This is a genomic window from Kribbella sp. NPDC058693 (assembly GCF_042715335.1).
GTDB classification, from domain to species: domain Bacteria; phylum Actinomycetota; class Actinomycetes; order Propionibacteriales; family Kribbellaceae; genus Kribbella; species Kribbella jiaozuonensis.
Window position 1 is genome coordinate 1,250,520 of the sequence record NZ_JBHXSQ010000002.1, and the last position, 17,938, is coordinate 1,268,457.

At 68.9% G+C, this 17,938-nt stretch carries 16 protein-coding genes; 4 read left to right on the plus strand and 12 right to left on the minus strand.

Going from position 1 to position 17,938, the window contains the following annotated elements; genetic code table 11:
- Positions 1-12: 12 nt before the first annotated feature.
- The gene (locus tag ACFWUU_RS15605; protein WP_380176174.1) at positions 13-1,056 is read right to left on the minus strand and encodes a hypothetical protein; all 1,044 of its coding nucleotides are present in this window, start codon (positions 1,054-1,056) and stop codon (positions 13-15) included.
- A gap of 86 nt (positions 1,057-1,142) precedes the next feature.
- The gene (locus ACFWUU_RS15610) at positions 1,143-3,869 is read right to left on the minus strand and encodes an ATP-binding protein (protein WP_380176176.1); all 2,727 of its coding nucleotides are present in this window, start codon (positions 3,867-3,869) and stop codon (positions 1,143-1,145) included.
- A 199-nt stretch (positions 3,870-4,068) separates the two neighbouring features.
- On the opposite strand from ACFWUU_RS15610, the gene ACFWUU_RS15615 reads away from it, so the two are divergent.
- Positions 4,069-4,452, plus strand: coding sequence for an SHOCT domain-containing protein (locus tag ACFWUU_RS15615; protein ID WP_137255118.1), 384 nt, complete (start codon positions 4,069-4,071; stop codon positions 4,450-4,452).
- 29 nt (positions 4,453-4,481) lie between these two features.
- The gene (locus ACFWUU_RS15620) at positions 4,482-5,813 is read left to right on the plus strand and encodes a hypothetical protein (protein ID WP_380176178.1); all 1,332 of its coding nucleotides are present in this window, start codon (positions 4,482-4,484) and stop codon (positions 5,811-5,813) included.
- Here ACFWUU_RS15620 and ACFWUU_RS15625 read toward each other — a convergent pair.
- Together ACFWUU_RS15625 and ACFWUU_RS15630 are read right to left on the minus strand one after the other, a co-directional pair.
- The gene (locus tag ACFWUU_RS15625) at positions 5,810-6,061 is read right to left on the minus strand and encodes a hypothetical protein (protein WP_380176179.1); all 252 of its coding nucleotides are present in this window, start codon (positions 6,059-6,061) and stop codon (positions 5,810-5,812) included. The genes ACFWUU_RS15620 and ACFWUU_RS15625 overlap by 4 nt on opposite strands.
- Positions 6,048-6,332, minus strand: a complete 285-nt coding sequence (locus ACFWUU_RS15630; RefSeq protein WP_380176181.1) for a hypothetical protein — start codon at positions 6,330-6,332, stop codon at positions 6,048-6,050. The genes ACFWUU_RS15625 and ACFWUU_RS15630 overlap by 14 nt, the downstream gene beginning before the upstream one ends.
- A 376-nt stretch (positions 6,333-6,708) precedes the next feature.
- Between ACFWUU_RS15630 and ACFWUU_RS15635 the strand changes: the two genes are divergently transcribed.
- Positions 6,709-9,177, plus strand: a complete 2,469-nt coding sequence (locus ACFWUU_RS15635) for a LuxR C-terminal-related transcriptional regulator (RefSeq protein WP_380176183.1) — start codon at positions 6,709-6,711, stop codon at positions 9,175-9,177.
- Here ACFWUU_RS15635 and ACFWUU_RS15640 read toward each other — a convergent pair whose 3' ends face one another.
- From ACFWUU_RS15640 to ACFWUU_RS15660, 5 genes are all read right to left on the minus strand, one after another.
- Positions 9,178-9,627 (minus strand): RDD family protein, encoded by a 450-nt coding sequence (locus tag ACFWUU_RS15640; protein ID WP_380176185.1) that lies wholly within the window; start codon positions 9,625-9,627, stop codon positions 9,178-9,180.
- Between the two features lie 14 nt (positions 9,628-9,641).
- Positions 9,642-10,208: a hypothetical protein gene (locus ACFWUU_RS15645; protein WP_137255113.1), complete on the minus strand. Its 567-nt coding sequence runs from the start codon at positions 10,206-10,208 to the stop codon at positions 9,642-9,644.
- Between the two features lie 34 nt (positions 10,209-10,242).
- Positions 10,243-11,112 (minus strand): YhjD/YihY/BrkB family envelope integrity protein, encoded by an 870-nt coding sequence (locus tag ACFWUU_RS15650; protein WP_137255112.1) that lies wholly within the window; start codon positions 11,110-11,112, stop codon positions 10,243-10,245.
- Between the two features lie 35 nt (positions 11,113-11,147).
- Positions 11,148-11,558 carry a hypothetical protein gene (locus ACFWUU_RS15655; protein WP_137255111.1) on the minus strand — a complete coding sequence of 137 codons (411 nt, stop codon included), beginning with the start codon at positions 11,556-11,558 and terminating at the stop codon, positions 11,148-11,150.
- A 104-nt stretch (positions 11,559-11,662) separates the two neighbouring features.
- Positions 11,663-12,151 carry a hypothetical protein gene (locus tag ACFWUU_RS15660; RefSeq protein WP_380176187.1) on the minus strand — a complete coding sequence of 163 codons (489 nt, stop codon included), beginning with the start codon at positions 12,149-12,151 and terminating at the stop codon, positions 11,663-11,665.
- A 135-nt stretch (positions 12,152-12,286) separates the two neighbouring features.
- Between ACFWUU_RS15660 and ACFWUU_RS15665 the strand changes: the two genes are divergently transcribed.
- On the plus strand, positions 12,287-14,641 hold the full coding sequence (locus ACFWUU_RS15665) for an arylsulfatase (protein ID WP_380176189.1): 2,355 nt from the start codon (positions 12,287-12,289) through the stop codon (positions 14,639-14,641).
- Between the two features lie 45 nt (positions 14,642-14,686).
- On the opposite strand, the gene ACFWUU_RS15670 is transcribed toward ACFWUU_RS15665, so the two are convergent.
- The 3 genes from ACFWUU_RS15670 to ACFWUU_RS15680 form a co-directional block, all read right to left on the minus strand.
- Positions 14,687-15,166 carry a hypothetical protein gene (locus tag ACFWUU_RS15670; RefSeq protein ID WP_380176191.1) on the minus strand — a complete coding sequence of 160 codons (480 nt, stop codon included), beginning with the start codon at positions 15,164-15,166 and terminating at the stop codon, positions 14,687-14,689.
- Positions 15,167-15,235: 69 nt separating this feature from the next.
- Complete coding sequence (locus ACFWUU_RS15675; protein ID WP_380176193.1) at positions 15,236-17,101, minus strand: glycoside hydrolase family 15 protein; 1,866 nt, start codon at positions 17,099-17,101, stop codon at positions 15,236-15,238.
- 66 nt (positions 17,102-17,167) lie between these two features.
- Positions 17,168-17,935: a ferredoxin reductase gene (locus tag ACFWUU_RS15680; RefSeq protein ID WP_380176195.1), complete on the minus strand. Its 768-nt coding sequence runs from the start codon at positions 17,933-17,935 to the stop codon at positions 17,168-17,170.
- Positions 17,936-17,938: the final 3 nt, after the last annotated feature.

Below are 17,938 nucleotides of genomic sequence, written 5' to 3' on the forward strand. Positions count from 1 at the left end.
CTCTCGCTCCGGTCAGCCGAACGTGAAGGCGTAGGCCAGTACGCCGGCCTGCTGAAAGACGATCTCGAAGGTCCGGTCGGTGATCCGGCCGGTCTGTCGGACGAGCTGGTAGAGCCGCGGCCGGTCGAGCAGACCGTTGCCGTCAGCATCTACATCGGCACCGTGGTCTCCGGCCGGCGGCCGGCCGTCGATCCGTACCTGGAAGGGGACGAGGCCGCCGCCCGGGGCGAGCACGAGGTTCACATCGCGCGCGTGGAAGCGGTAGCTGATCGTCCCGTTCGCGCGGTTGAGCAGGACTGCACCCCGGTCGATGTTCCAGTCCCCCGCCAGGGCCCAGTGGTTGAGGGCCAGCTCCGCGGGCGCCACATAGTCGTGCCCGGTTCCGAGCACGGCGCCGTTGGGTGAGGCGAAGTTCTCGGTTCGCTCGTAGCCGAGGTAGTTCTCGGGCGACCACAGGTCGGCCCATCCGGCCGCCGCCTCGACCCCGATCGCGTCGACCCGCACGGGCTCCCGGTCGAAGCCGGTCGCCCCGGCCTCGGTCAGCAGCGCCTGGATCATCGCCTCCGACTGCTCGTACTCACCCTCACCGAAATGGTGGTGCCGGACGCTGCCGAGCGCATCGACGAAGTACAGGGCCGGCCAGTAGTGGTTGTCGAACGACGTCCAGATGGCGTAGTCGTTGTCGATCGCAACCGGATGGTCGATCGCGAGGTCGTCGACGGCGCGCTGCACGTTCCCGAGCTCGTGCTCGAAGTCGAACTCGGGTGTGTGGACGCCGACGAGCGCCAGGCCGTACCGCCCGTACTTCTCCGCCCACGCCTCGCGGTACGGCAGCGTCCGGAGCCAGTTGACACAGGTGTAGGTCCAGAAATCGACCAGTACGACGCGACCGTGCAGTGCAGCCGCCGTCAGCGGTGGCGAGTTGAGCCAGCTCGTGGCCAGCCCGAGCGCCGCCAGCGGGCCGCTGTCCTGCTCGTCCGGATCGACTGTGCTCGAGCCACTCGCGAACGGACTGAACCGGGACAACGCGGTCCGCCAAGGATGTGAATGGTTCATGGCACCCCTCCCTGGGACCCATGAACACACTGCCCGGGTGGCCCACCGGCTCGCATCGGCCAGTGGACAGTCGTCCGGGCGGACCGCTACTGGCCTGGGCCAGGCAGGACCTGGTCGAGCTGCGCGCGGGAGGTGATGCCGAGCTTGGTGAACACCTTGGCCAGGTGGTACTTGACGGTCCGCGCGCTGAGGAACAGTCGCGCGCCGATCTCCGGATTGGACAGCCCGTCCCGGGCGAGCTGGGCGATCAGGGCTTCCTGCGCGGTCAGCTCGCCGGAGGTGGTCTCATCGCGCCGGCCGAGACGTTCACCGGTCGCCGCCAGCTCCCGCCGGGCCCGTTCGGCGAACGCGTCCATACCGATCGCTTCGAACAGCTCGTGCGCGGAGCGGAGCTGGTCGCGGGCATCGGTACGTCGACCCGCGCGGCGGAGCCATTCGCCGTACACCAACTGGCTTCGGGCGAGCTCGGGTCGCAGCTCAGTGCGGCTCAAACGCTCGATTGACTCCTGGTAGAGCTTGTCGGCCACGGCGCCGTCGCTCAGCAATGCCCGGGATCGTGCCTCGATGCCGAGCGCCCAATCGGTCCCGCTCGGCTGGGTGGTCTCGGTGAGCCGTTCGAATGCGTCCTGCGCGAGGGCGATGTCTCCGGCGCGGACCGCTGCCTCGACCAGGTCCGGCAACGCCCAGGTCGAGATCCACGGTTCGAACGTGTTGGACGACGCCTGCTGCGCAGCGGCCGCCGCTTCGGCGTACCGCCCGCAACCGTTGTGCAGCAGCGCGGCAGCCCAGTACGCGTTGGCGGCGGTGATGGACTGCTCGCCGGCCTGCTCGATCGTGGCCGCGATCATCGCCGACGCCTCGGCCTCCTTGCCCTGCAGAGCCAGCAACCGCAGGGCGACATGGGGCACGACCATGCTCCCGGTGGCCGCCGCGATGGTGTCGCCCTCGGCAATCGCTGCGGCCGCGCGGGAGAAGTCGCCGCTCAGTAGCGCGGCCGTCCCGAGGACGGTCAGGATGACCGGAAGCTGCGCGAGTGCGCCGGACTCGCGGACCGTCCGGACCGTCTGCTCGGCGATCGCGAGCCGGCCGTCGTCGTCCCAGACCGCGATGCTCACCGCCGCGGCCAGCCAGCCCCACCGCAGCATCTCCTCGACCGACCGATCCCCGCTGGCGAACATCCGCGCGGCCAGCAGCAGTGCAGGCGTGGACGCCGCCCGGCCCTCGGCAATCAGCGTCGCGAGACCCTCGAGCAGAACGACGAGCGGTTGTGGATCGCCGGCATCGGAGTCGGCCGGCAGGGTCCGCACGGCGTGACAGATGGACAGCAGAATGCCGTCCGCGGCCAGGTGCCCGGCTCCGACCGCGGCCGCCCAGGCGTGGAGATACGTCTCGCGTGCGAGCTGCAAATCGTAGTTCTCCAGTTGTTCGGCCGCCGCCAGCAACAGGCCCGGGGCGTCGCTGAACCGGCCCGCGGCGAACGCGATGTGACCGCGGAGCAACTCGACCCGGGCTCGCTCGAAGTTGTTGAGCCGGCCGGCCTCGGCAACGGTCAGCAGACCCAGTGCGGCGTCGAACGCGCCCGCCTGGAAGTTCGCTTGTGCCGCGGCCAGCGCCCGCTGCGCACGCTGGGTCGGATCGCTCGTCAGCCTGACCGCACGATCGAGGAACGCGGCGGCTGCCGCCATACCTCCACGAGCCCGCGCCCGGTCCGCCGATCGCTCCAGCTCGGCAGCAACGCTCTCGTCCGGGCCGCTCGCCGCGTGCGCAAGGTGCCAGGCCCGACGATCGGGATCGGCGACCGGATCGGTCACGTCGGCCAGCGCACGATGCGCTTCCTGACGACTCTGGACGGAGGTCGAGCGGTACGCCGCCGATCGCACCAGCGGGTGCCTGAACCAGACGTGCGCACCGACCTCGAGCAGACCGGCTTCAGCCGCCGGCGCCGCGGCGTCAGCGGGAAGCCCTAGACGCTCGGCGGCCCGCCAGACCAGGACCGGGTCCCCGATCGGTTCAGCCGCGGCGACGAGCAGCAGCCGCCGCGTCTCCTCGGGCAGATCGTCCAATCGTCTCCGGAAGCTCGCCTCGATCCGGCTGGGCAGCGGCATCGCGTTCGGCAGCGCGAACCCGCCTGCCAGCTCCGCCGGTGTCAGCCCGCGCGGCAGCTCGAGCAGGGCCAGCGGGTTGCCGGCAGCATCGGCGATCAGGCGATTGGCCACCTGCGCATCGAGCGGCCCGGAGAGCGAGGCCTGGAGAAGGTCGCGGGCATCGGCATCCTCCAGCCCTTCCATCACGACCTCCGGCAGCCCGGCCAGGTCGTCGGTCGCAGCCCGGGTCGCGAACACCACGCCGACCGGCTCGGCGACGAGTCGTCGGGCGACGAACCCGAGCACCTGGGACGAGGCACGATCCAGCCACTGCTCGTCGTCCACCACGCAGACCAGCGGATGGTCCTCGGCGACCTCGGCCAGCAGGCTCAGCGTCGCCAGCCCGACCAGGAACCGGTCCGGCGCCGGGCCGTCGCTGAGCCCGAACGCGGTCTGTAACGCGTCCCGCTGCGGTCCGGGCAGCCCGTCCAGGCGGTGCACCATCGAGGCCAGCAGCTGGTGCAGACCGGCGTACGCCAGCTCCATCTCGGACTCGACGCCCGCGGCGCGCGCCAATCGGCACCCGGACGCGCTCTCCACCAGATAGTCGAGGAGCGCCGACTTGCCGACCCCCGGCTCGCCACGCACGACAACCGCCCGTCCGTCGCCAGCACGGACCGACCCCAGGAACTCCGCCATCATCTGGCGCTCCGCCTGCCGGTCCCGCATCTCCACCGAGCGATGCGGTCGACTGAAGGAACGCCGCCTACCTGGTCTTTCCATCGGCAGCCCCAAGATCCAAGCGAGGAACTCACTCTAAACCCGCCCGCGGACCTCCCGAAGATCATCCGGTAGAGGTGATGACGCTGCGCTAGCCGGAGGCCAGCGTTGGTCACAGGCGGTTGGCGCTCGAAGAAAGGACGCTGCAATGAGTTTCTGGGACGTTGTGTGGTTCATCATCATCGCGTTCGCGTTCACCGCGTACCTGATGATGCTGTTCTCGATCGTGGCCGACCTGTTCCGTGACCCGGAAACCTCGGGGCTGGCCAAGGCCGTCTGGCTCATCGCGCTGGTGTTCTTCCCCGTGCTCACCGCGCTCGTGTACGTCATCGTCCGCGGCAGGGGGATGGCCGAGCGGAACCTGGCCGGCCGGGCCGCCGTCCAGCGGCAGCAGGACGACTACATCAAACAGGTCGCGGGGTCGTCGGCTACTCCGACCGACCAGATCGCCCAGGCGAGCGCGCTGCTCGAGAAGGGCACCATCTCGCAGTCCGAGTTCGACACTCTGAAGGCCAAGGCGCTGGCGGTCTGAGCGGTAACCGCGACGGGGAGGAACCCGCGATGACCGAGCCCGACGAGATACGGCGCCTGCGCGAGCGGGTGAGTGAGCTCGAGACGGAACTGGCCGCTCGCCGGCAACAGGTGACCGGCGAGCTGGCGCGCCGACGGTTCAGTTGGCGCGCTGTGGTGTCTGCGCTCCTGATCACGTTCGCCTGCCTGCTCGCGCCGTTGTCTGTCACCGCCGTCTGGGCGAGCAGACAGGTCTCCGACACCGACCGGTACCTCGAGACGGTCGCGCCGCTGGCCGACGATCCAGCGGTTCAGCGGACCATCTCCGACGCGGTCAGCAACGCGATCCTCGACGCGGTCGACTTCCAGTCGATCGCGACCGAGACCCTGGATGCCGTCGCGCAGCAGGGCGTGCCGCCGCGGGTCGCCGCCAACCTCCATGCCCTCAGCGGACCGCTGGTCAACGGAATCGAGAACTTCGTCCGCAGCCAGGTCGACAAACTGGTCGCCAGCCCGCAGTTCGCAACTGTCTGGAGGCAGGCGAACGAGACCGCGCACGCATCGTTGGTCAACCTGCTCGAAGGCAACCAGGGTGGCGCGCTCAGCGCGCAGAACGACACCGTCACGCTCAACCTGGCGCCGATCATCGCGGAGGTCAAACAGCGAATGGTGGCCGGCGGTTTCGGTCTCGCCGACAAGATCCCGGTGGTGAACAAGTCGATCGTGCTCGTGCAGTCCGACGGGGTGACCAAGGCCCAAGGTCTCTACCGGCTGCTCAACACGCTCGGAACCTGGCTGCCGGTCATCGCCCTGGTCCTGCTCGTCAGCGGCGTGTTCGTCGCCCGGGACCGTCGCCGTGCGCTCCTGAAGGGCTCGCTCGGGTTCGCCGGCGCGATGCTGGTCCTGGGCGTCGCGCTGACCCTCGCGCGCGTCTTCTACCTGAACGCCCTGCCGTCCGAAGTGCTGTCGAGGGATGCCGGCGGCGTCGTCTTCGACACGATCGTCCGGTTCCTGCGGTACGGCCTGCGCGCGGTCGGCGTCCTCGCGCTCATCGTTGCGCTCGCTGCCTATTTCACCGGTCCGTCCAACGCCGCAGTACAAGCGCGTGCGAAGCTCGCCGGCGGCATCGGGTCGCTGCGCGGCCGCGCCGAGGCCGCCGGGCTGAACACCGGGCGGGTCGGCGGATGGACCTTCGCCCACAAGCGTCTGCTGCTGATCGCCAGCGTGGTCGGCGGCGCGCTCGTGCTGACGCTGTGGTCCCGGCCGACCGTCACCGTCGTGGTCGTCACCGCCGTAGTGGTCCTGTTCGTCGTCGCCCTGATCGAGTTCATCGGGCGTCCGCCGGTCACGGCCGGCGGCGACCCGCCCAGCGCACCCGCCTAGACGGCCAGGGTCAAGGAGACGATGTCGTCCCTGGCAGTGAGCTGACGAATACTGAGGATCGTCAGGCCGGCGGCGCCGAGCATGGCGACGAGGTCGGCGATGCCGCGGTCGTCGTGGACCCGCAGCCGGAAGGTCCCGGAGGTTGTGCACCTGGCCGCGGGACCCGCGCAGAAGGCGAGCACGGCCGACCTCAACTCCCCCTGAACGACGACCTGGTACGACGGGTACCGGTGCTCACCTGCGTTCATCGTCTCCCCTGCCCGGATCGTCGTCGATCCATTCTGCCGATTCCGCTGCCGATGCCGATTCCGCTACCGAGTCGAGGATCCGGCGTACCTCGACCACTTCGATGCCTAGGGCCCGTAATCTGGCCAGCAGTCCGTACAGCGCGGACTGGTCGGGGATGCTGTAGACGACCGTGTTCACCTGGTCGACCGCCAGCGGCACCGCCCCCATATCAAGGAGATCCTGGTCGGGTACGGCGCCCGCCACGCGGATCTCGTACGTCGCGTCGCCCATCGAACCCACCTCGTTCCCCAACGTCTGCATTCGACGCTTGCAAAGGCCGGACGCCGCGGCTTCATCCCTGCGGGGTGAACTGTCCGGCGCGGTCGCGAATCAACACCGCACCGTTTCGGAAAGTTCGGCAATCGGACGGAAAACGCTGGTTTTAAAGGAAATTCCGTGATTCCGTCGAATGGTGCGACTCGCCGCGCACCGCCCCACCAGCGTTGCGTGATGTCGCACGTCGCGAGGAGGGGACATGCCGAGCGCAGGGGTGAGGAACGAACGCAGCATTTCACCGGACGCACCATTCGAGGGCCCGCTCAGATCGATCGCAAGGACCTCGGGTGTTCCGCCCGGTACGGTCCGTCGGCCGCGTCTTGTCGAGCGGGTGAGCCGAGGGGTCCAGCGGCCGCTGACCTTGGTCAGCGCGCCGGCAGGCTTCGGCAAGACGATGCTGCTGGATTCGTGGGCAGCGCTCTACCCGGGTTCGGCCGCGGTCAGGCACGTCACTCTGGATGCGGACGGCCAGCAACCATCGGCCGTGCTGCGATCCCTGCCCGACAGCGTGTACGGCCGCGACCACGAAGTACTGGTTCTCGTGGTCGACTGCGGTGACGTCACGATCACCCCCGAGTTCGGACAGAGCCTGCATCGCCTCCTCCGCGACAACGCCGGCCGCGTCCACATCGTCCTGGTGACGCGGTCCGACCCGCCGCTCCCCCTGCACCTCTACCGGTTGGCCGGGTCCGTGGTCGAGATCCGCGCGGCCGAGCTGGCTTTCACGACGGACGAGGCCGCGGCACTGATGCGCCGGCACAGCCTCGAACTGTCGGAGGCGCAGGTCGCCGAACTCCGGGACCGCACCGGCGGGTGGCCCGCCGGGTTGATGTTCGCGGCCATGAACCTGGCCGACAAGACCGACCCCGAGCAGGTCATCCGGGACTTCCGCGGAGACTCCGGCAACGTCGCGGCGTACCTGATGACCGAGGTTCTCGACGCACAGCCGGCACAACTGCGTGAGTTCCTGCTCCGGACCTGCATCGTCGACGAGGTCCGGCCCGCACTGGCCGAGGCGCTGACCGGGCGCGTCTGCGACCTTCGATCGCTGCAGTTCCTTTCCCAGGGAAACTCGTTCATCCAGCCCGTTCCAGGTACCGCGGACGGCTACGGCTACCAGCCGCTGTTCCGCGAATTCCTTCGCGCCCAACTGTTGTTCGAGCGGCCCACAGTCGCCCCGGCCCTGCACCGTACGGCGGCCGCGTGGTTCGCGCAGAACGGCCTGCCGCTGGAAGCGATCCACCATGCCATCGCGGCCGGTGACTGGTCGCAGGCAGCCCAGTATCTGCTGGGCGATCTCTCTTTCGCCGAACTACTCGTCGGGTGCCGGCGGAGGCAGCTGTCGGCGTTGTTCGCCGGCCTCCCCGACGACGTGGACAGCCCCGAGGCCGCAGTCGTCAGAGCTGCCCGTGCGTTGGTCGCGTTCGATGTCGGCCGCTGTACGGCGGAACTCGGCGCGGTCCGCGATCAGCTGGTCCGGCAGCTTCCCGGTGGACGGCACGCGGTCGGGTCTGCTGTCGGCGTACTGCAAGCGATCTGCACGAGCCTCGGCGAAGATGTCGAGGCATCGTTGAGCGCGGTCCTCAGCGCGGAGGCGGAACTGAGAGCGGGATCGCCGGAATCAGCCGCCGAGCACCCGGGTCCGAGACTGCTGGTCGCCGGTTGCAAAGGACGCGTGCTACTCCAGCGCGGGGACTTCGCAGCGGCCCTGGCGACGCTCACCGAAGGCGCAGCCATCGCCGCGGATGCCGGTGACCATGAGGCTCTCGCCGAGTTCCTCGGGATGGCCGCGCTCGTGGAAGCAATCTGGGGGCATCTACGCCGAGCTGTTGAGGTGGCTGCCGAGGCCACCGCGGCGGCCGGCCGGGAGGCGCCGTACCTGCCCCAGTCCGCGATCGTCGCCCAGGCCTGGGTACACACCGACCAGGGCGACCGACCCGGCGCCGAGGACCTCGTGCAGCGTGCCGCGGAGGCAGCACCCACCCACGACTCACGGGTTGTCGTTGCCGCGCTCGCTCTGGTTCGGGCCAGGCTGTTGCGTGCCGATGGCGACATCGACCTCGCCGCCGCAGAACTCCGGGCCGCGAGCAACAGCTACGGCGCACAGGACGACTGGCTCGGGCAGGCCCTCGTCGTCGACGAAGCGAAGCTGCTGCTGGCACAACACCGGCCGGAACAGGCCGCGACGGTGATCGAGGAGTCCGAGGGTCGCGACCAGGCCGGATCGCTGCTGGTCCTGCACCGAGCTGCTGCCGAAGCCGGCGAGCGCCCGGTCACCCGCCTGACTCCGGTCACGGATCGCATCGTCCCGCTCGAGACCCAGGTGGACAACTGGCTCGTCCAGGCCGCGGAGTCGATCAGCGCCGGCGACACCGGCCGCAGCGGGCGCTGCCTGGAGCGTGCGCTCCGGCTGGCTGCCCCCGAGCGGCTACGACGTCCGTTCTCCGAGGCACCCCCGGCACTCCGCAAGCTGCTCCAGCCGGCCGGCGATGTGATGCGGCAGCACCCGTGGCTCAGCGCACCAGGACCGGACGGTCGGACCCGCGCCGCAGGTCGGTGGGGCGTCCCGGCGCCGGACCTGCTGGTCACCGCGTCGTTGACCAGCAAGGAACACGAGGTACTGGAGTACCTCGCCGAGCTGCTCACCACCGAGGAGATCGCCAGCACCATGTACGTCTCCGTCAACACCGTCAGGAGCCACGTACGGAGCATCCTGCGCAAGCTGAGTGCATCCCGCCGGAACGAGGCCGTACGGCGTGCCTGGGAGCTCGGGCTGCTGCCCTCACGCCCGGAGCCCTAGTCACCAGTCGTAGATCACCGACGTACGCAGCACGAGGTCCTGCACCGAAGCGTGCCGACGGCCGCCGGCACACAACAACAGTCCGAGCGGGAACACGACGTAGAACACCGCCCGCAGCAGCGCGACGAGCGGCCGCACCCGTTCACCACGACGGCCGACCACCCGCAGACCCATGACATGACAGCCGTACGTTCGTCCTGTCATCGACCACGCCACGCAGAGGTAGACGATGGCGACCAGCGACGCGGTCGCCACACCCGGCACCGGCGACGCCTCACTGAACTGGAAGCCGCGGGGATCGAGCAGGAACATCAGCCCGTTGACGCCGACATAGCCGGCCAGCACAACGACCACTACCACGACCGCATCGATGACTCCGGCAACGGACCGGGTGATGAGTCCCGCCCGTCGCCCCTGGTACGGCTGTGCCTCCCGCGGGACGATCGACACGGGCTCGTCCGTTGTCACGGCTGCGCGGGAGTCGTCTCAGGCTCCTTCCGGCCCAGCCGGACCCGCAACCGGCCGACGACGCGGCCGACGGCCTCATCGCCGGAGATGCCCTGCATGCGTACGCCGCGGACGGTGTCGGAGGCAACCGATCCGGTGGACTGCCGGATGATCTCGGCGAGATCGACCTCGGCGATGACCCCCTCGGCCATCCCGGCCACATCGAGCCGCTTCACCACCTCTGCCGCCACCGCGGGAACCATCCGGTCCAGCACCACGGACAGCTGACGCTCCAGCTCCGCACGTCCTCGGCCACCGTGCCGGGCGAGGCCTGCCAGCCAGGTGGCTGCCTGGTACCGCTCCGCCAGCATCGGGGGCCGCAAGATCACCACGGCGACCGGGCTGAGAACTCCCCCGACCCGCCGGCTGACCGGACTGAGAACGCCGCCGACCCGGCGCCCGACCGTCTGCGCGGCGAGCGCTGCCAGCACGGAAGCGCCGACGGCCGCATCGAACAGCGGGATCGCTTCCGGATCCGGCGGCGGCGCGTCCGACGGGATATCGGACTGCTCTGAAGTAACCACGCGACCATGCTCCGTCCGGCAGCCTGCGACCACCTCATCCTTGGTGGAGGAAAACTCCTGTCCGGGGCTCAGGATCCGTTCCGAGCCACGAACGGACCCGGCGGGCGAACCAGCCGTCGCTGCGATCGAACTCGGCACCGACCACGGTCGCCACGACCAGGAGAAGTGAGACGGCCAGCAACCAGCCGACCAGGGCGAGCGTGACGCCGAAGAGGCCGTACCGCTCGCTGTTGGTCTCCATCATCCGGGGCATGTAGATGGTGGACACGGCGGTGTACGCGGCGCCGCCGACGCTCGCCAGTACTCCTGACGGCACCAGGCGTCGCCACGGCAACCGGCCGTCGAGCAACAGCCACGGCACGCAGACCCAGAGCAGGACACCGGTCAGGATCGAGGCGATCACGCTGAACAGCCAGTCCATCGGGAGCGCGCTCAGCGCAGACCGGGCCAAGGCGAGCAATGCGATCTGCAGGACCACGGCGGCCAGACCGGCAAACGTCGTCAGCGCACCGCGTACGCCGGCGACAGGCCCGAGCCGCCAGGCGTCCTGATACAGCCGCTGCAGCCGGCGGGCCAGTGACACCCCGGAGAAGACCAGGATCACCAGGCTCAGCACCCCGACACTCGACGCGCCGACGGGCCGCGCGAAGACCTCTCTGACTGCCTCGGCGGCGTTGCCCTTCAGCTCGAACCGCCGGATGAATCCCTGGGCGACGACGTCACGACGGTCCGCCGGAGCGAGCGTGGAGACCACGAGAACCAGCGGCACGAGCGCCGTCAGTGCCTGCGAGGCGATGACCATCGCCCGGTCGATGCCGCGCAGTTCCACGAACGAGGCGGCACACCGGCCCACGAACGTCTCCTCCAACCGCCGGAACCAGGGCCCGGCAGTGTGGTCGGCCATCCTGACACCCCTCGGTCGAGTGTCGTGTTCCGGCACTAGCTACGAAGTGCGCGCGGCCGGGTCAGTGCCCAGATGACCCAGACGTCGAGAGCGATCAGCAGGATCGCCCAGAACGGCTGGTACGGGATGAAAAAGAAGTTGTCGATCGCGCTCAGGACGGCGAGGAAGAGGGCCGTCACACCCGCCCACACCGCTCTCGAGAACAGGCCGATGCCGGCCACGATGAGCGCGATGCCGAGGACCAGGTGGATCCAGCCCCACGTGGTGATGTCCAGATCGAACGCATAGCCCCTGACGAGCACGAAGTAGTCGTCGTTCAGGATCGCGGCGAAACCGGCGATCACCTGGAAGGCGCCGATCATCAGCAGCATCGTCGCGGCGAAGGCGACTCCGCTCATCGCCCAGCCCGATTCGGCCTGGGGCTCGACACCGCGGTTGTGGGACATCTGCGTCCCCCTCCTGCTGGATCCTCGACGGTCGTCGACTGTTCGTCGACAGTAGGACCGCTCGAACCGGCGGCGCGTCACCCCTGGCGGACGACGTACGGGGCTCAGTGCGTCAACGCCGCCTTGAGCAGCACGATCAGCAGGCCGAGGACGAGGTTGACGGCGGCGACGATCACCAGGCGTCCCCTCGTCGCTCCCCCGACGGCGGCGACGTACGACGCCCATCCGACCTGGGACCCGACGGCGACGGCGAGCGCCAGCCAGGCCGCGCCCGAGTCCGACATCCCGACGGCCGCACCGATGGCGACCGCCGCTGCGGGAGGTACGGCGGCCTGAACGATCGGCCAGTCCCGCCGGGCCGCGGCGCGGAACGCGTGCGCCGAAACCAGCGCACGTGCCGAGCGCTCTCCGACCAGATGGGCATAGACATGGGACAGCCAGAACACCACTCCGGTCGCGAGCAGCAGAATGGTCAGCTGGGCGGGGTGTGGAGGTTCTTGCCCGGGGCCGGTGCCCGCGACGACCGACGCCGCCAACAGCGATCCGTAGATCGCGCCCGCGTAGTCGGACGCCGGCTGCTGCTCCCGCCTCATGCGGCCAATCCTGGATCGCCGCCGGCCGCGAGGCATCCCACAGCCGGGATGATCTGCGCGGTTCATCCCGCGCGGATGGCGACTCGAGTTCGGGGCCGGACCAGGCTGACAGGAACCAACGAGGAGGGGAAGACCATGCCTGTGCCGTTCCGGGGGAAGATCAACGTCGACATCCGCGACTCCGAACCGGACTGGACGCCGTTCGAGCCCGCGAAGGCACCCGAGGGTGCGCCGAACGTCGTCTACATCGTCCTCGACGACGTCGGGTTCTCGGCGATGAGCTGCTACGGCGGCCCGATCGAGACGCCCACCATCGACGCGATCGCCGGACGCGGCGTGCGTTTCACCCAGTGGCACACGACCGCGTTGTGCTCGCCGACCCGCTCGGCGCTGCTGACCGGCCGCAACCACACCCGCAACAGCATGGCCTGCATCACCGAGGCCGCGATCGGCTTTCCGAACGCGAGCGGCACGATCCCGCCGGAGAACGGGATGCTGTCCGAGATCCTCGGCGAGCGCGGCTGGAACACGTACATGGTCGGCAAGTGGCACCTGTGCCCCACCGACGAGATGAACCTCGCGTCGACCCGCCGCAACTGGCCGACGGGCAGAGGATTCCAGCGCTGGTACGGATTCCTCGGCGCCGAGACGAACCAGTGGTACCCCGACCTCGTCTACGACAACCACCCGGTCGACCAGCCGCGCTCCCCCGCGGACGGCTACCACCTGACCGACGACATCACCGACAAGGCGATCGAGTTCATCAAGGACGCCAAGGCGATCGCTCCGGACAAGCCGTTCCTGCTGTACTACGCGCCCGGCGCCTGCCACGCGCCGCACCAGGCGCCGAAGGAGTGGATCGACAAGTTCGCCGGCCGCTTCGACCAGGGGTACGAAGCGATGCGCGAGGAGACGCTCGCGCGGCAGAAGAAGCTCGGGCTCGTCCCGGAGGACACCGAGCTGCCCCCTGTGAACCCGATCGGCACGTCCGAGACACGCACCGGCCCGGACCACCTGCCGTTCCCGACGCTGGACTCGACCCGTCCGTGGGACACGCTGAACGCCGACGAGCGGCGGCTGTTCGCCCGGATGGCCGAGGTGTACGCCGGCTTCCTCGCGCACGCCGACCACAACATCGGCCGGCTGCTCGCGTACCTGGAGCGAACCGATCAGCTCGACAACACCATGGTCGTGGTCGTCTCGGACAACGGCGCCAGCGGCGAAGGCGGTCCGAACGGCTCGGTCAACGAGATGAAGTTCGCCAACGGGATCGAGGACGACCTCGCGGAGAACCTCGCCAAGCTCGACGAGCTGGGCGGCACGAGGACGTACAACCACTACCCCAACGGCTGGGCGATGGCGTTCAACACGCCGTTCAAGATGTGGAAGCGCTACGAGTTCAACGGCGGTACGGCGGACCCGTGCATCATCTCGTGGCCGAAAGGGGCTCGCGCTCGGGGCGAGCTCCGGCACCAGTACCACCACGCGATCGACATCGTCCCGACGATCCTCGACGTACTCGGCGTCGAGGCGCCCGAGACGATCAAGGGCCACACGCAGAGCGCGTTCGACGGGATCAGCATGCGCGGCAGCGTCGACGACGCGTCCGCCGACTCCGGTCGCCGTACGCAGTTCTATTCGATGCTCGGATCCCGGTCGATCTACCACGAGGGCTGGAAGGCGGTCACCACCCATCCGACCGTGTCGGGCTGGGCGCATTTCAACGCCGACGAGTGGGAGCTGTACCACGTCGACGTCGACCGCTCCGAGGTCCACAACCTCGCGGCCGAGCAGCCGGACAAGCTTCGCGAGCTGGTGAACATCTGGTTCGCGGAGGCCGGCGCGAACGACGCGTTCCCGCTCGACGATCGATCGCCGCTGGAGATCCTCGGCACCCCACGACCTCAACTGAGCGCTTCGACGGACCGGTACACGTACTACCCGGACACCGCCCCGGTCCCGGAATGGCAGGCGGTCAACACCCGCAACCGCTCCTTCACCATCGGCGCTGCCGTCGACATCCCGGCACCGGGAGCCGAAGGCGTGCTGTTCGCGATGGGCGCCAGGTTCGGCGGCCACGCGCTGTACGTGAAAGACAACCGGCTGCACTACGTGAACAGCTTCGTCGGCGCGGTGGAGCAGCAGGTCGTCGGTTCGAAGGACGTCCCGACGGGCGAGAACCTGATCCTGTCGGCGTCGTTCGAGAAGGAAGGCATGCATCCCGACTGTGCGACCGGGACGCTCTCGCTCTACCACGGCAAGGAGAAAGTCGGCGAGGGCCAGATCAAGACCCAGCTCGGAGCCTTCGCCATCGCCGGTTCGAGCCTGTACATCGGCCGGCAGAACGGTGAACCGATCACCGACGACTACCCGGGCGAGTCACCACACCACTTCACCGGCGGCACGATCAACCGCGTCGCCGTCGACGTCAGCGGCGAGCCCTATCTGGACCTGGAACGCGAAGCCGCGCTGATGCTGATGCGCGAGTAGGACCTCGCAGGCTGCGGGCCTTCGTCTGAAGTGCGGTTCAGCACTTCACACCAGGGGTGGCATGCGTTGCTCGGCTGCTGCCACCCGGGCCCGCTCGCGGTCGGCCGTGGTGCCTCGATCCCCGCCGATCCGTCCGCGTACGTCGGACCACTTGACCGTGAGCGCGAACAGTACGGCGACGTCGAGCGCGATCATCAACAGCGACCAGACCGGGTACGCACCGAGCCACGCGATCTGCGAGACGAGGTGGAGGCCGACCACCACGATGCCCACGATCCTGGCCCAGGTCTGCATCAGCAGCAGGCCGGCGCCGACGGCGAACAGGATCAGCCCGGAGATCACCAGCGTCCAGCCCCAGCCGGTCACGTCCACGACGATCAGGTTGTTCCGCGTCAGCACCAACTCCTCGTCGGAGAAGATGGCGAGCAGTCCCTCGAAGATGTTGATCAAGGCGATCACCATCAGCATCGTGCCAGCGAACACGACGAAGCCGGCCATCGTCGACCCGTGAGCCTTCGCAGCCATCGTGACATCTCCTCCCACACCGGCCGCCGCCGGAATCCGCGGCGGATCGTGCCTGCATGCTGGCCCGCGTCAGCGCAACTGCGCCTCACCCCGCAGGGATGAACCCCGCCGGTCGAGCTGGCCGTCCAGGGTCATCGCCGCGTCGATCAGCGCGAGATGGGTGAAGGCCTGCGGGAAGTTGCCGATCTGCTCGCCGCTCAGGGCGATCTCCTCGGAGTACAGGCCCAGGTGGTTGGCGTAGGTGAGCATCTTCTCGAAGGTGAGCCTGGCCTCTTCGATCCGGCCGGCCTTGGCGAGCGCGTCGACGTACATGAACGTGCACAGCGAGAAGGTGCCCTCGGACCCGCGGAGGCCGTCCGGTGACGCCTCGGGGTTGTAGCGGTAGACCAGGCTGTCGGTGACGAGCTCCGAGTCCATCGCCCGTAGCGTCGAGAGCCAGAGCGGATCTTCGGGCGCGACGAAGTCGACGGTCGGCATTCGCAACAAGGACGAGTCGAGCACCTTGCTGCCGTACTGCTGCACGAAGGCACCGCGTTCCGGGTCCCATCCGCGCGCCATCACCTGGTCGTAGATCGCGTCGCGAGCCTGGACCCAGCGGTCCAGCGGTGCCGGCCGCGATCGCTTGGTCGCGAGCCGGATCGCCCGGTCGAACGCGGTCCAGCACATCACCCGGCCGTAGGTGAAGTCCTTCCGGCCGCCCCTCGTCTCCCAGATACCTTCCTCCGGCTGGTCCCAGTTGTCGATGAGCCAGTCGAGCAGGTCCCTGACCGCGACCCAGCCCGGGTGGCCGACGGTGAGGCCGCGCTGGTCGCCGAGGTACAGGCTGTCGAGCGCTTCGCCGTAGATGTCGAGCTGGAGTTGACCGGCGGCACCGTTGCCGATGTGCACCGGCCGGGAGCCGCGGTAGCCCTCCCAGTGGTCCAGTTGCTCTTCGGTGAGGTCGGAGGAGCCGTCCACGCGGTACATGATGTTCAGCGGACCGCTGGCACCGCCCGCCTTCTCCTGCAGGCGATCCCGCATCCAGCCTGCGAACGCGGTCGCCTCCTCGGTGAATCCCAGCCGAAGCAGCGCATGGATGGAGAACGACGCGTCGCGGATCCAGGTGTAGCGGTAGTCCCAGTTCCGCTCGCCGCCGATCTGCTCCGGCAACGCAGCCGTAGGCGCCGCCACCAGGCCGCCGCTCGGCGCGTAGGTCATCAGCTTCAGCGTGATCGCGGAGCGTTCGAGCATCTCGCGCCAGCGACCTGTGTACGTCGACTGAGTCAGCCAGGTCCGCCAGAACTTGGCCGTCTCGTCGAGCATTTGCTGCGCCTCGGCGACGCGAACCTCGCGCGGCGGTCCGTCGGCCGCGGTCTCGAGCATCAGACCGCGCAACTGTCCGGCTTCGAGGGTGAACGAGACCTGTACGTCGCCGGCGTCGTCCACTCGCGGCTGCACCAGGTGGACGTCGTTCGGCTCCCGTACGACGTGGAAGGTCAACGTCGAGCCGTCGCTGGTACAGACACCGCCGTGTTCGGTCATGTGCCACTGATGAGCCTTGCGGCCGTAGTCGAACCGCGGCGCGATGTCGAGCTCGAACGTCGCCCGGCCGCGGACGCAGCGAAGCAGCCGCACGATCCGATGATTGTCGGTCGCGGTCGTGCTGCTCGTCGTCGGCATGAAGTCGATGACCTCACCGACGCCCGCCTCGGTCATGAACCTGGTGATGAGGATCGCCGTACCCGGGAAGTAGAGCTGCTTGGTGTCGACCGTGCCGCCCGCCGGGCGGATCCGGAAGTGACCGCCTCGCTCGTGGTCCAGCAGCGCTCCGAAGACACTCGGCGAGTCGAACCGCGGCGTACAGAACCAGTCGACCGACCCGTCCGTACTGACGAGCGCCGCCGTCTGCAGATCACCGATCAGGCCGTGGTTCGCGATCAACGGATAGTCCTTCATGGCCCCTCCTCCCGGACTACCCGTACCCTCCCTCCGGACTAGTCGGCACACCTCACCCCGGGCGGACTAAGTCTCCCGAAGCAGTACCTGCCGGGGTCCGCCGAAGCGTTCGGTCCTGATCCGGGCCGGATCGTGGCCCAGGGCGACGAGCGCGGCCGCGGCGGTCTCGACGAACGCGGTCGGTCCGCAGATGTACGCCAACGAGCGATCCTCCGGCGGCCACGCGACCTCGGCCAGCAGGTCGCTGTCGATCCCGCGGTGATAGCCACGCCAGGCGCTCGGTTGTTCCCGGGTCAGCGTGATCGAGATGTCGAACGGGTCGCATGCCGCAAGCTCCATCAGCTCGTCGCGATAGAGCAGCGCCTCCAGCGAGTCGGCCGAGCACAACGCCCGGACCGGAACCTCGCTGCGGGTCGCGCGATGATGCCGCATCATCGCCCGGAGCGGAGCCAGCCCGGAGCCGTCGGCCACGAGGAAGAGCGGTCCGCCGAGCGGCTCGTCCCAGACGAAGTACCCGCCGACCGGTCCGCGGAGTTCGATCTGATCGTCTACCCGGAGCTCGTCGACCAGGAATGGCGAGACCTCGCCGTCGTCGAGTCGCTCGATGCTGAGTACCACATAGCCGTCTTCGGGAGACGACGCGATCGAGTAGCACCGCTCCGCCTGGTATCCGTCCGGTCCGGTCAGCCGTACGTCGACATGCTGGCCGGCCCGGTGTCCGGTCCACCCCGGCACGGTCAACGCGATGTTCTTCACCTGCGGCGTCTCGAACGTCGTCTCCACCACGGTGGCGTGCTGCCAGGTCAGTCGCCCTGGTATCGCTGCTCTCGCCATGCG